Consider the following 13,073-nt stretch of genomic DNA (forward strand, 5'->3'; position numbering starts at 1 on the left):
GTCAGCGCGCCAGCGAGACGAACGCGTTGCGACCGGCGTAACGCGCGGCCGAACCGAGCTGCTCTTCGATGCGCAGCAGCTGGTTGTACTTGGCGACGCGGTCGCTGCGGCAGAGCGAACCGGTCTTGATCTGCGTCGCGGTCGTCGCGACGGCGATGTCGGCGATCGTGGTGTCCTCGGTCTCGCCCGAGCGGTGCGAGACGATCGCCGCGTAGCGGTTCGCATCGGCCATCGCGATGGCTTCGAGCGTTTCGGTCAGCGTGCCGATCTGGTTGACCTTGATCAGGATGGCGTTGGCGACGTGCTGGTCGATGCCTTCCTTGAAGATCTTCGGATTGGTAACGAACAGGTCGTCGCCGACCAGCTGCACCTTGCTGCCGATCTTCTCGGTGAGCAGCTTCCAGCCGGCCCAGTCGTGCTCGGCCATGCCGTCCTCGATCGTGATGATCGGGTAGCGCTGCGTCCAGTCGGCGAGGAAGTCGACGAACTGCTCGCTGGTCAGGCGCTTGCCTTCGCCGGTGAGGTTGTACTTGCCGTTCTCGAAGAACTCGCTGGACGCGACGTCGAGACCGAGCAGCACGTCCTCGCCCGCGCGATAGCCGGCCTTGCCGATCGCTTCGAGGATGGTTTCCAGCGCCTCTTCATTGCTGCGCAGGTCTGGCGCGAAACCGCCTTCGTCACCGACCGCCGTCGACAGGCCGCGGCCCTTCAGCACGCTCTTGAGCGCGTGGAAGATCTCCGTGCCGGCGCGCAGCGCCTCGCGGAAGCTGTCGAAGCCGACCGGAAGCACCATGAATTCCTGCAGGTCGACGTTGTTGTCGGCATGCGCACCGCCGTTGATGATGTTCATCATCGGCACCGGCAACACCGCTTCGCGACCGGTTGCAAGGTGCTGCCACAGCGGCATCTTCTTCGACGCCGCCACCGCATGCGCGTTCGCCATCGACACGCCGAGCAGCGCGTTCGCGCCGAGACGACCCTTGTTGTCGGTGCCGTCGAGATCGATCAGTCGACGGTCGAGGCCGGTCTGGTCATTCGCGTCGAAGCCCACGAGCGCCTGCGCGATCGTCGTGTTGACGTTGTTGACCGCGTGCGTCACGCCCTTGCCGAGGTAACGCGTCTTGTCGCCATCGCGCAGCTCCACGGCTTCCTTCGTGCCGGTCGACGCGCCCGACGGCACCATCGCGCGGCCGAAGCTGCCGTCGGCGAGCGTGACTTCCGCTTCGAGCGTGGGGTTGCCGCGGCTGTCGAGGATTTCGCGGGCGTGGATCTTGGCGATCGTGGTCATCGTTGGAACATCGTCCTTAGACAGTGGATTCGAGGAAACCGTTGCGCTTCGTCACTTCGTCGAGCGTCTTCAGCGTCTCGAGCAACGCGCGCATCTTCGGCAGCGGCCAGGCGTTCGGGCCGTCGGACAGCGCCTTCGACGGATCGGGATGCGTCTCCATGAAGATGCCGGCGATGCCCACCGCCATCGCCGCGCGCGACAGCACGGGCACGAATTCGCGTTGACCACCGGACTTTCCGCCCGCGCCGCCCGGCAACTGCACGCTGTGGGTGGCATCGAACACGACCGGGCACCCGGTGTCGCGCATCACGCTGAGGCTGCGCATGTCGCTGACCAGATTGTTGTAGCCGAAGCTCGCGCCGCGCTCGCACACCATGATGTCGCGATTACCGGTGGCCAGCGCCTTCTCGGCGACGTGCTTCATCTCCCAGGGCGACAGGAACTGGCCCTTCTTGATGTTCACCGGCTTGCCGGCGCGCGCGACGTTCTGGATGAAGTCGGTCTGACGGCACAGGAACGCCGGCGTCTGCAGCACGTCGACGACACTCGTGACCTCGTCGAGCGGCGTGTACTCGTGCACATCCGTGAGTACCGGCAGGTCGAGCTGGCGCTTCACTTCCGCGAGCACCTTCAGGCCCTCTTCCATCCCAGGGCCGCGAAAGCCGGAGATAGAGGTGCGGTTCGCCTTGTCGAAACTCGACTTGAAGATGAAGGGAATGCCGAGCTCGGAGGTGATCTCCTTGAGCCGGCCTGCCGTCTCCATCTGCAGCTCCATCGATTCGATGACGCAGGGACCGGCGATCAGGAAGAACGGCTTGTCGAGGCCGACCTCGAATCCGCAGAGGTTCATGGATAACTCCGGAACGTGGCGACGCGCGCATCGCGCATCGCACGGAAAGACGGAACGCAGGCGATGCGCATCAGTTGCGCACTTCCTTCAGCAGCCGGCCGCCGGCCTGCGCCTTGTGCTCGCGCGCGGCGCGGATGAAGCCGATGAAGAGCGGATGGCCGTCGCGCGGGGTGGACAGGAATTCCGGGTGCGCCTGGCAGGCCAGGAACCACGGATGACGATCCCGCGGCAGTTCGACCATCTCGACGAGCAGGTCATCCATCGACTTGCCGGAGATGACCAGACCCGCGTCCTCGAGCTGCGTGCGGTAGCGGTTGTTGAACTCGTAACGATGGCGGTGGCGTTCGCCGACCACGTCGCGGCCATACGTCTCGCGCGCCAGCGTGCCGGGCTTGAGGCGCTGGTCCTGCAGGCCCAGGCGCATGGTGCCGCCGAGGTCACTGCCCTCGTTGCGACGCTCGATATCACCCGCCTGCGTGCGCCACTCGGTGATCAGGCCGATCACCGGATGCGGCGACGCCTTGTCGTTCTCCGTGCTGTTCGCGCCGGCGAGGCCACAGACGTTGCGTGCGTAGTCGACCACCGCGGCCTGCATGCCGTAGCAGATGCCGAAGTACGGGATGCCGTGCTCGCGCGCGAACTTCGAGGTGATCACCTTGCCCTCGAAGCCGCGATCACCGAAGCCGCCGGGCACGAGGATGCCGTCGACGCCATCGAGCAGCGACACGCCCTCCTTCTCGATGTCGCTCGACTCCAGCCACTTCAGCTTGACGCGCGTGCGCTGGCGAATGCCGCCGTGCTTGAGCGCCTCGGCAACAGACTTGTACGCGTCCTGATGGTCGACGTACTTGCCGACCACGCCGATCGTGACTTCGTCGACCGGATGCTCGCTGGCATCCAGCACCGCATCCCATTCGGCGAGATTCGCCGCGCCCGCCTGCAGGCCGAGGCGCCGGATGACGATGTCGTCCAGCCCCTGCTCGTGGAAGAAGCGCGGCATCTTGTAGATGTTGTCGAGGTCGACGGCCGAGATCACCGCGCGCTCGGGCACGTTGGTGAACAGCGCGATCTTCCGACGCTCGGAATCCGGCAGCGGTTGTTCGCTACGGCAGAGCAGCACGTCCGGCTGGATACCGATAGAGCGCAGTTCCTTGACGGAGTGCTGCGTCGGCTTGGTCTTGAGCTCGCCGGCGGCGGCGATCCACGGCACCAGCGTGAGGTGCATGAACAGCGTCGACTCGGGGCCGCGCTCGCTGCGCAGCTGGCGGATCGCCTCGAGGAACGGCAGCGATTCGATGTCGCCGACCGTGCCGCCGATCTCGACCAGGCCGATGTCGTAGCCGTCGGTGGCGTCAACGATGCAGCGCTTGATCTCGTCGGTGATGTGCGGGATCACCTGCACGGTGCCGCCGAGGTAGTCGCCGCGGCGCTCCTTGCGGATCACGGATTCGTAGATGCGGCCGGTCGTGATCGAGTTCTTGCGCGACAGGCGGGTGCGGACGTAGCGCTCGTAATGCCCGAGGTCGAGGTCGGTTTCGGCGCCGTCGTCGGTGACGTACACCTCGCCGTGCTGGAACGGGCTCATGGTGCCCGGATCGACGTTGATGTACGGGTCGAGCTTCATCATCGTCACGCGCAGGCCGCGCGCTTCGAGGACGGCTGCGAGCGAGGCCGCCGCGATGCCCTTGCCGAGCGAGGACACCACGCCGCCAGTGACGAACACGAGCGGCGTTACATGGCTTGCGGAAGTCATGGGCAGAGGTGCGCTGGAAAGCCGTAGTTTACAGACGTCGCGCGCGGGGCGCGAACCGCCCGGCGTTGCGCGCAACGAAAAGCGCCCCGGACGAGCCGGGGCGCAGGGTGTCGCGGTGACTTCGGTTACTTGCGCTTGTGCGCGTCGCGCTTGGCCTTGCGCTCTTCGGCGGCCGCCTTCTTGTCTTCCTTGTCCGCAGCGATCTTGGCATCGGCATCGACGCTGGCGTCGACATCGCCGGTCAGCTGCCCGGTGCCCGCCAGCGCGTCGTCGGCCGCGGTCGTGCCGGCCGTGACCACCGAACGGGTGGCGGCCGTCGCGTTGCCGGCGACCGATTCAACCGCCTGCCCGGCCGCATTCACTGCGCCCTGAGCATTCGCACGCGCCGGCGTGGCGGCATTGACCGCGCCATTCGCGTTCGCGCCCGCCGCGACGTTCGCACCGCCGACCGCGGCCGAACCCGCGACGCTGCCATTCGCATCGACCGAGCCGGCGGCCGTTGGCGTCGTCGGCAGCGCAACCGGCAGCGGCGCCTTCGCGCCCTGCGACGTGCCGCGGGCGGCCTCACGGACGGCCGGGCCGACCTTCGAGCCGGTGGCCTGCGCGGTGTCACGCGCCGTCTTCACGGCGGTCGACCGCGCCTTGGACGTGGTCTTGTCGATCGCACCCGTGTCGACGCCCACCGCGCCGCTCACGCTGGCGCCGCCGTTGGCCGTTGCGCCCACCTGCGGCAATGCCGGGGTGCTGACCGGCACCTGCGGGACCGCCACGGGCGGCAGGCCGACCTGGGCGAACGCCGGAACGGCCAGCGCGGTGAGCAGCGAGAAGGTGAGAATTCGATAGGTCATGGAGCCTCCTTACATGGGGGATATCGAACGAGCGGCTGTGCACCGATCGTCGGCCGTGGACCGTACGTGCCGGGCCCGTTCCCGATCCGTGAAGAGTTTGGAAGGGCCGAGTGGGCCGATTCAGGCGCATCGCCTCAGTCCATGCGACGCGCTCTGTTAGCATTTCGACTAATGAACAAGCGATATAACGCCGCCGACATCGAGGTGCTCTCCGGGCTGGACCCGGTCAAGCGCCGCCCGGGCATGTACACGGATACCGCCCGCCCCAACCATCTGGCGCAGGAGGTCATCGACAACTCGGTCGACGAGGCCCTGGGCGGCCACGCGAAGACGATCGAGGTCACGCTGCACAGCGACGGCTCGTGCTCGGTGTCGGACGATGGCCGCGGCATGCCGGTCGACATCCATCCGGACGAACAGATTCCCGGCGTCGAGCTGATCCTTACGCGCCTGCACGCGGGCGGCAAATTCAGCGGCAACAACTACACGTTCTCCGGCGGCCTGCACGGCGTCGGCGTCAGTGTGGTCAACGCGCTATCGAAGCTGGTCGACGTACGCATCAAGCGCGACGGCAACGAATACCGGATGACGTTCAAGGACGGCTTCCGCGACTCCGCCCTGGAAGTCATCGGCACCGTCGGCAAGAAGAACACCGGCACCCGCGTGCACTTCTGGCCGGACCCGAAGTATTTCGACACGCCGAAAATCAACGCACGGGCCCTGCGCCATCTGCTGCGCGCCAAAGCCGTACTGTGTCCCGGCCTCACCGTGCGTCTCCTCGACGAAACCACCGGCGAGCGCGACGAGTGGTATTTCGAGGATGGCCTGCGCGATTACCTGCGCGGCGAACTCGGTGAGCGCGAAGTTCTGCCGCCGCAGCTGTTCGTCGGTTCGCTGGCGAAAGAAACCGAAGTCGTGGACTGGGCCGCTGCATGGGTGCCGGAAGGCGAGCTCGTGCAGGAAAGCTACGTCAACCTGATTCCGACGGCGCAGCACGGCACGCACGTCAACGGCTTGCGCACCGGGTTTACCGACGCGCTGCGCGAGTTCTGCGACTTCCGCAACCTGCTTCCGCGTGGCGTAAAGCTCGCGCCGGAAGACGTGTGGGATCGCGTCGCGTTCGTGCTGTCGATCAAGATGACCGACCCGCAGTTCTCCGGCCAGACGAAGGAACGCCTGTCATCGCGCCAGGCCGCGGGCTTCGTCGAATCCGCCGCACACGACGCGTTCTCGCTGTGGCTCAACCAGCACGTCGATCTCGGTATGCGCATCGCGCAGCTCGCGATCGAACGCGCAGCGGCGCGCCTGAAGAGCGAGAAGGTGGTGCTGCGCAAGAAGGTGACGCAGGGGCCGGCGCTGCCGGGCAAGCTCGCTGACTGCGCATCGCAGGATCTTTCGCGTACGGAGCTGTTCCTCGTGGAAGGTGATTCGGCCGGTGGCAGCGCGCGCCAGGCGCGCGAGAAGGATTTCCAGGCGATCCTTCCGCTGCGCGGCAAGATCCTCAACACGTGGGAAGTCGCGTCCGGTGGCGTGCTCGCCTCGCAGGAAGTGCACGACCTCGCCGTCGCGATCGGGTGCGACCCGGGCAAGGACGATCTCTCCGGCCTGCGCTACGGCAAGGTGGTGATCCTCGCCGACGCCGACTCCGACGGCCTGCACATCGCGACGCTGCTGTCCGCGCTGTTCCTGCGCCACTTCCCGGCGCTGGTGCGCGAGGGCCACGTGTTCGTGGCGATGCCGCCACTGTTCCGCGTCGACATCGGCAAGCAGGTCTTCTACGCGCTGGACGAAGAGGAAAAGCGGATCCTCATCGACCGCATCGAGCGCGACCGCGCAGCGAAGAAGAAGGGCACGCCGACCGGGGCCATCTCGGTGACCCGCTTCAAGGGCCTCGGCGAGATGAATCCCGACCAGCTTCGCGAGTCGACGATGCATCCCGACACGCGCCGCCTCGTGCAGCTCACCGTCGACGACAATGACGCGACGCTCGCGCTGATGGACATGCTGCTGGCCAAGAAGCGTGCGTCCGACCGCAAGGCATGGCTGGAGAGCAAGGGCGATCTGGCGACGCTGGAGGTTTGAGGCGAAGCCATCACGATCTCGAACCGGCCCGAGTCGCGCGGCCCTTGTCTTGAGGTGACCCATCGCGCGGAACGTTTTGCGATCGTGCCTTCCGTCTGCGTTTCGTTGGATGGACACCTCCGCGGCAGTCGCGCAGCCGGTAGTTCTTTGCTTCGTAGATCGACGTGAACGGTCCATGGTCCGTGCGCCGGACCATCAACATCCCGTCGCGGATGAGCCCGCCGTGTACTCCATCGTCATGCGCGGTCGTGGACGGTAGCGGCATGAACGCGAACCCGGATCTCGATGCTGTGCATGTTCACCGCGGTGATGCGCGCGTGTCGGCCGAAGCGCTGGCGCTTGACGCGCGGCGGGCGATCGCCGCATTAGGACTGCGCAGCGGCGAAGTGCGGGCGCTCGCCGGCACCGACGATGTCATGGCGTCGGGAATTCTCGCCGGCACCGCGCGCATCGCACCGACCAGCGAGGTCGCCCAACGCTTGCTGCTCCTCGTGCGCCTGCATCGCGCCCTCGGTGATGTCTACGGGTCGACCGACCGGATGGATCGCTGGCTCGACGCCGAGGAACCGGCGCTGCGCGCGCGGCCGCGCGATCTCATGCGTACATCCAACGGCCTCGCACGTGTGGTGGCGAACGTCGAAGGGCGGTGCAAGGACTGCCTCTGGTAGCGATCAGCCGCGCGCGAATTCGATCGACGCGCGAAGCAGGCGTTCCAGGACTGATTGCAGACCGGTGGCACGCGCGTGGTCGTACACGAAGCTCGCTTCATCCATGTAGGTGCGCTGGCTGGTTTCGAGCTGCACGGCGTGGATGCCGTCGTCGGGTCGGCCGTAGTGGCGGGTGATGTAGCCGCCCTTGAAGCGTCCGTTCGCGACCCAGTCGAACGCGGCTTGATCACCCAGCACCTGTTCCAGCGACCGCTGCAACGCGGGCGCGCAGCTCGCGCCACCGGAAGTACCGACGTTGAGGTCCGGCAGTCGCCCTTCGAAGAGGAACGCAAGGTCGCTGCCACGAATCGAATGCCCTTCCCACAGCACGACACGACCGTGCGTGTCGCGCAGGCGCACGAGTTCGGCCTGCAGCGCCTCGTGATACGGGCGCCAGTACGTTTCGACGCGCGCACGCACTTCGTCTTCGTCCGGCTGCGCGCCTTCGAGATAGACGTCGTCGCCGGTGAAGCGGCGTGTCGGGCACAGGCCGGTGGTGTTCTGGCCCGGATACAGCGAGGTATCGTCCGGCGGACGATTGAGGTCGACGACGTAGCGCGAGTAGCGTGGCACCAGCAGTGACGCGCCGAGCACGTCGCGCGCGAACGCGTAAAGGCGCGAGACGTGCCAGTCGGTATCGGGCGTGCGGCGCGCCTCGTTGGTCATGCGCGCGGCGAGCCCATCGGGAATCGCGCTGCCGTCGTGCGGCAGGCTGACCAGCAGCGGCGCGCGACCGCGATGCAGCGTGAACGTGTCGGTGGTGAGGACGTCGTCGGTCATGGCGTTCGCGCGATGCTCAACGCATCAGCACGACCTCTTCGGCGCTGGTCGGATGGATGGCGATCGTATCGTGCAGGTCGTCGAGCGTGAGACCGCGACGCATCGCGACGGCGAAGCCCTGCAGCATTTCGTCGGCGGCGTCGCCCAGCAGATGCAGGCCGACGACACGACGCTCCTCCCCAGTGCAGACGATCTTGAACAAGCTGCGCTGCGGCGATTCAGACAACGCATTCAGCATCGGCCGGAAGCCCGACCGCAGCACCTGCACGTCGTCGCCGTACATCGCACGGGCCGCACGCTCGGAGAGACCGACGCGGCCGATCGGTGGATGCGAGAACACCACCGTCGGAACGTCATCGAGCGCGAGCGCCGCGCGTTCGCGACGGCCGAAGACGCGATCCATCAGACGGCGCGCAGCGGCGATCGCGACGGGCGTGAGCGCGGGCGACGGCGTGACATCGCCGACGGCGTACACGCCCTCCACCGACGTGCGGTTGAACGGATCCACGGGAACGAAGCCCTGTAGATCGACCGCGATGCCGGCGGCGTCGAGCCCCAGCCCGGTCGTGTTGGGCTGCCGTCCCGTCGCAAACAGCACCTGCTCGACCGGCTCGCTCCATGCACCATCGGCACCGCGCAAGCGGATGCCACCCTCGGTGCGTTCGAGCGCGAGGGTCGGCGTCGACAGGCGCACGTCGACGCCCGACTGCCGGTAGTCGGCGACGAGTTGCGCCGTGATGTCGTCATCGAAACCCGTCAGCGGTTGCTCGCCGCGCACGCGCAGGCTGACGCGGCTGCCCAGCGCCTGCAGCACGCCGGCGAGTTCGACCGCGATGTAGCCGCCGCCCACCACCGCGACGCTCGCGGGCGGTGCGCGCCACGCGAAGAAGTCGTCGGAGACGCTGCCGAGTTCCGCGCCGGGTATCTCGGGTTTGATCGGATGGCCACCGGTCGCAATCAGCACGTGCGATGCACTGAGCGTGACGCCTTCGCTGGTGCGGACGCGGCGCGCATCGACGAAGGCGCCGCGCGTGGGCATCAATGCGATGCCGGCCTCGTCCAGGCGCCGCCGGTAGCTCGCATGGATGCCCTCGATGTAACGCTCGCGATGCGCGATGAACGTCGGCCAGTCGAGCGTGCAGTTCGCGGCGGGAAAGCCGAGCGTGCCGGCCTGACGCAGCTTTCCCGCGACTTCCGCCGCGAGCCACATCGCCTTCTTCGGCACGCAACCGACGTTGACGCAGGTGCCGCCGAGCGCGGATGGCTCGAGCAATGCGACACGCGCGCCGTGACTCGCCGCGCGGAACGCACCGGCCAGCCCGCCGGACCCTCCGCCGATGACGATCAGGTCGAAGTCGGTGCGTGTGTCGGACATGACGGGCTCGCTCCAGGGGGACGGTGCATTACGCCGTCGCGTGCGTTATGCGGCTGCGCTCAACGGACGAACCGGTCCGGACGGTAGGGCGATGGATCGATCGCGGTGGTGCGACCGCTGACGAGATCGGCGAGCAGCTGGCCGGTGCCCGCGCTCATGCCGACCCCCATCATGCCGTGGCCCGTCGCGAGCCAGAGGCCACGTCGACCCGGCACTGCGCCGATCAGGGGCACGTCGTCCAGCGACATGGGGCGCCAGCCGAACCAGCGTTCGCGCACGCGCGGGCCGACGGGATCACGCAGGTATTCACGCGCGCCGCGTTCGAGCGCGCCGAGGCGGCGTTCGTCGAGGGTTTCGTCGTAGCCGGAGAATTCCATCGTGCTGCCGAGTCGATACCCGCTCGCCCACGCCGTCACGCAGACCGCGCGTTCGCGAAGTACGAGCGGGCGTCGCGGCGCGAGGGCCGGCGGGTCGTAGGTGATCGAGTAACCCTTGCCAGGCTGGATGGTTTTCGCGAGCCACGAGAGGCCGAGCGCATCGGCGAGTCGTGGCGACCACGCGCCTGCCGCAACGATGACTTCGCGCGCGGCAATCGCACCACGCGGCGTGTGGACGACGTAGCCGTCGCGCGCGGTCGTCAGACCCGTGAACGGACGTTCCTCGTCGATGACAGCGCCACGTTCGCGTGCCACGCGCGCGAGTTCGTCGACATAGACATCCGGACGCAGCGCCGCATCACCCTGGAAGCGGATCGCACCGGCGACGCCGGATTGCATCGCCGGCTCGTCGCGCTCGTATTCGGCGCCGTCGAGCACCTGCACATCGACGCCGAATTCGCGCAGGAACGGGATCTCGTGCTGGCCGTGGTCGAAGCGGCGCGCGTCGCGGAAGACGTAGTCCTCGCCGACCGGCTGGAATTCGCAGGCCAAGTCGTACTGCGCAATCCACGCTTCGAGACGCGCGCGCGAATCGTTGAGCAGCGCGGCCTTGGCGATCGCGCTTTCGCGCCAGTCGCGTGCATTGCAGCGGCCGCGCAACGTCCACAGCCAGCGCCACAGCGCGGGATCGAAGCGCGGACGGATGTACAGCGGCGCGTCGGGCGTGAGCATCATCGACAGCGCGCGCGTCACCATGCCGGGCGCGGCCAGCGGCGGCGCATGGCTCGGGGTGATGGTCCCGCAGTTGCCGTGCGAGCTGCCGCTGCCGATGCGGCCGGCCTCGATCACCTGCACCGCGCGGCCCGCTTCGGTCAGCGCCAGCGCGGAGGCGAGCCCGATGACGCCGCCTCCGATGATGAGCACGTCCGTCGTCGGGTCCTGCGTCGTCGGGGTCACGGGTCGAACGTCCTTCGGGGTCGGGCCGCGCGTCAATGCGCGGCGGCGTGGACAGCCGCGGGCTGTCGTCCACGACGACAAGTCTCGCATGCGGACGACGACCGACTTGTTTCGGGCCGCGCATCGACGCGTTCCGTCCGGTCGTGACTCCCCAACGCAGACGTCCGATCGATGCTCGATGCCCGCCGGCCACTACTTCCGACGGACGGACGCGGAAATGCGCTTGCGCCCGGTTCGCGCCGTTGCAGAAGGGTTTATTTTTTGACGCGCGTCACACTCCCGGATCGTCTGGCGTCCGGGCCTGCCCGGACTGGAAGCACACGGACGTTCCCGGCAGGTCGCTCGCAGGATGCCCTCGGGACTGGGTCGCCGTGCCGGCATGAAGCCGGCGCGTCCCACATCGCGTCCGCCCTCCCCCGAACCCACAGGTGACCGTCATGTCGAACACCCGAACCTTCCTCAGCCTCGCCGTCGTCGCGGCGCTGGGCGCATCGGCCTGGGCCGTGATCGCGGCCGATGCCTCGCCGGCCGCCAGTCGCGCCCGCGCGCTGCTGGATGCGCACCACGCCGAACTCGCCGCGAACGACGGCGACACGTTCACCGTGCGCAACGTCGTGGTCGACCGCGACGGCACCGAGCACGTGCGTTTCACCCGCAGCTACCTCGGCCTGCCCGTCGTCGGCGGTGACTTCGTCACCCACTCGCGCAACGGCCTGCTGCGCGGCGCGACGTTGAGCCTGGCCACGACGCTGCGCCCCGACATCGCCGCACGCATCGGTCCGAACGACGCGATCGTCGCCGCCGGTGCGGACTTCGGGCCGGGCTTCCAGGGCATGCCGATGACGCGCAAGGTGGTGTTCGCACGCGACGCCGTGCCGGCACTCGCCTGGGAGGTGACGATGCGCGGCTTCAAGGCCGACCGCACGCCGACCGAAATGCACTACTTCGTCGACGCGCGCACCGGTCGGCTGCTCGATCGCTGGGACGCGATCCAGACCGCGGCTGCGACCGGTACCGGAAACTCACTGACGCTGGGCAGCGTCTCCATCGCCACCGATTCGGTCACCGGCGGCTTCGAGATGCGCGACACCACGCGCGGCAACGGCACCACGCTCGACAACCACAACGGCTCGACCAGCTCGACCACCGGCACGATCTTCAGCGACGCCGACAACCTGTGGGGCAACGGCGCGACCAGCGACCGCGCGACCGCCGCGGTCGACGCGCACTACGGCGTCGCGGCGACGTGGGATTACTACAAGACCACGTTCGGCCGGAACGGCATCAAGAACGACGGCAAGGGCGCGAAGAGCCTCGTGCACGTCGGCACGAACTGGGTGAATGCATCGTGGGACGACTCCTGCTTCTGCATGCGCTACGGCGATGGCGATGGTTCGACCTATCGCCCGCTGGTCGCGCTCGATGTCGCGGGCCATGAAATGACGCACGGCGTGACCAGCGCGGTGAATGGGCTTGCGTATTCGCGCGACGCCGGCGGCCTCAACGAAGCCTCGTCCGACATCATGGGCACGATGGTCGAGTTCTCCGTCGCCAATCCGAACGATCCGGGCGACTACCTGATCGGCGAGGAGATCTACAACTCGAATCCGGACAACACCAAGGCGCTGCGTCGCATGTTCAAGCAGGACATGGATGGCGCCTCCTACGTCTGCTATCCGCGCAACCGCCGCTTCAACTTCTTCGACGATCCGCACTACACCTCGGGCGTCGCCAACCGCTTCTTCTATCTGTTGGCCGAGGGCGCGGTGGTGCCCGCCGGGTTCGGCGCGGGCACCAGCTACAACCTCACCCCGGCGAACCTGGTCTGCAACGGCGATACCGGCATCGTCGGCATCGGCCGGACCAAGGCCGCGGCGATCTGGTACCGGGCGATGGACATCTACTTCACGTCCAGCTCGACCTACGCGCAGGCCCGCACCAGCACACTGAATGCGGCCAAGGATCTCTACGGCCTGAACTCGCCGGAGTACAACGCGGTCAATCGCGCCTGGGCCGGCGCGAACGTCACCTCGTCGACCCGCTGACTTCCTGAGCG

The 13,073-nt window shown here is 67.6% G+C and carries 10 protein-coding genes; 3 read left to right on the top strand and 7 right to left on the bottom strand.

Annotated features, from left to right (window positions below):
* Position 1: 1 nt before the first annotated feature.
* The 4 genes from eno to DWG18_RS09200 all read right to left on the bottom strand — a co-directional run bounded on the left by eno (position 2) and on the right by DWG18_RS09200 (position 4,739).
* Positions 2-1,288 (bottom strand): phosphopyruvate hydratase, encoded by a 1,287-nt coding sequence (gene eno / locus DWG18_RS09185; protein ID WP_115646910.1) that lies wholly within the window; start codon positions 1,286-1,288, stop codon positions 2-4.
* Positions 1,289-1,304: 16 nt separating this feature from the next.
* Complete coding sequence (kdsA, locus tag DWG18_RS09190) at positions 1,305-2,138, bottom strand: 3-deoxy-8-phosphooctulonate synthase (protein WP_115646911.1); 834 nt, start codon at positions 2,136-2,138, stop codon at positions 1,305-1,307.
* Between the two features lie 70 nt (positions 2,139-2,208).
* On the bottom strand, positions 2,209-3,891 hold the full coding sequence (locus DWG18_RS09195; protein ID WP_115646912.1) for a CTP synthase: 1,683 nt from the start codon (positions 3,889-3,891) through the stop codon (positions 2,209-2,211).
* A gap of 125 nt (positions 3,892-4,016) precedes the next feature.
* The gene (locus tag DWG18_RS09200) at positions 4,017-4,739 is read right to left on the bottom strand and encodes a hypothetical protein (protein WP_115646913.1); all 723 of its coding nucleotides are present in this window, start codon (positions 4,737-4,739) and stop codon (positions 4,017-4,019) included.
* 171 nt (positions 4,740-4,910) lie between these two features.
* Between DWG18_RS09200 and parE the strand changes: the two genes are divergently transcribed.
* On the top strand, positions 4,911-6,821 hold the full coding sequence (parE, locus tag DWG18_RS09205; protein ID WP_115646914.1) for a DNA topoisomerase IV subunit B: 1,911 nt from the start codon (positions 4,911-4,913) through the stop codon (positions 6,819-6,821).
* Positions 6,822-7,084: 263 nt separating this feature from the next.
* Positions 7,085-7,489 (top strand): antitoxin Xre/MbcA/ParS toxin-binding domain-containing protein, encoded by a 405-nt coding sequence (locus DWG18_RS09210; RefSeq protein WP_162823782.1) that lies wholly within the window; start codon positions 7,085-7,087, stop codon positions 7,487-7,489.
* Between the two features lie 3 nt (positions 7,490-7,492).
* On the opposite strand, the gene hutG is transcribed toward DWG18_RS09210, so the two are convergent.
* Genes hutG through DWG18_RS09225 form a run of 3 tightly spaced genes read right to left on the bottom strand, consistent with a single transcriptional unit; the run spans position 7,493 to position 11,017 of the window.
* Positions 7,493-8,308 (bottom strand): N-formylglutamate deformylase, encoded by an 816-nt coding sequence (gene hutG, locus DWG18_RS09215; RefSeq protein ID WP_115646916.1) that lies wholly within the window; start codon positions 8,306-8,308, stop codon positions 7,493-7,495.
* 16 nt (positions 8,309-8,324) lie between these two features.
* The gene (gene gorA / locus DWG18_RS09220) at positions 8,325-9,683 is read right to left on the bottom strand and encodes a glutathione-disulfide reductase (RefSeq protein WP_115646917.1); all 1,359 of its coding nucleotides are present in this window, start codon (positions 9,681-9,683) and stop codon (positions 8,325-8,327) included.
* Between the two features lie 59 nt (positions 9,684-9,742).
* The gene (locus DWG18_RS09225; protein ID WP_240318501.1) at positions 9,743-11,017 is read right to left on the bottom strand and encodes an FAD-dependent oxidoreductase; all 1,275 of its coding nucleotides are present in this window, start codon (positions 11,015-11,017) and stop codon (positions 9,743-9,745) included.
* Positions 11,018-11,454: 437 nt separating this feature from the next.
* Between DWG18_RS09225 and DWG18_RS09230 the strand changes: the two genes are divergently transcribed.
* Entirely contained in the window at positions 11,455-13,062 is a 1,608-nt protein-coding gene (locus DWG18_RS09230) for a M4 family metallopeptidase (RefSeq protein WP_115646919.1), read from the top strand.
* Positions 13,063-13,073 lie beyond the last annotated feature (11 nt).

The sequence above is a fragment of the Lysobacter sp. TY2-98 genome, from assembly GCF_003367355.1.
Classification (GTDB): domain Bacteria; phylum Pseudomonadota; class Gammaproteobacteria; order Xanthomonadales; family Xanthomonadaceae; genus Cognatilysobacter.

Coding starts and splice junctions, on each gene's coding strand:
- eno (WP_115646910.1), bottom strand. CDS start 1,288: ATGACCACGATCGCCAAGATCCACGCCCGCGAAATCCTCGACAGCCGC.
- kdsA (WP_115646911.1), bottom strand. CDS start 2,138: ATGAACCTCTGCGGATTCGAGGTCGGCCTCGACAAGCCGTTCTTCCTG.
- DWG18_RS09195 (WP_115646912.1), bottom strand. CDS start 3,891: ATGACTTCCGCAAGCCATGTAACGCCGCTCGTGTTCGTCACTGGCGGC.
- DWG18_RS09200 (WP_115646913.1), bottom strand. CDS start 4,739: ATGACCTATCGAATTCTCACCTTCTCGCTGCTCACCGCGCTGGCCGTT.
- parE (WP_115646914.1), top strand. CDS start 4,911: ATGAACAAGCGATATAACGCCGCCGACATCGAGGTGCTCTCCGGGCTG.
- DWG18_RS09210 (WP_162823782.1), top strand. CDS start 7,085: ATGAACGCGAACCCGGATCTCGATGCTGTGCATGTTCACCGCGGTGAT.
- hutG (WP_115646916.1), bottom strand. CDS start 8,308: ATGACCGACGACGTCCTCACCACCGACACGTTCACGCTGCATCGCGGT.
- gorA (WP_115646917.1), bottom strand. CDS start 9,683: ATGTCCGACACACGCACCGACTTCGACCTGATCGTCATCGGCGGAGGG.
- DWG18_RS09230 (WP_115646919.1), top strand. CDS start 11,455: ATGTCGAACACCCGAACCTTCCTCAGCCTCGCCGTCGTCGCGGCGCTG.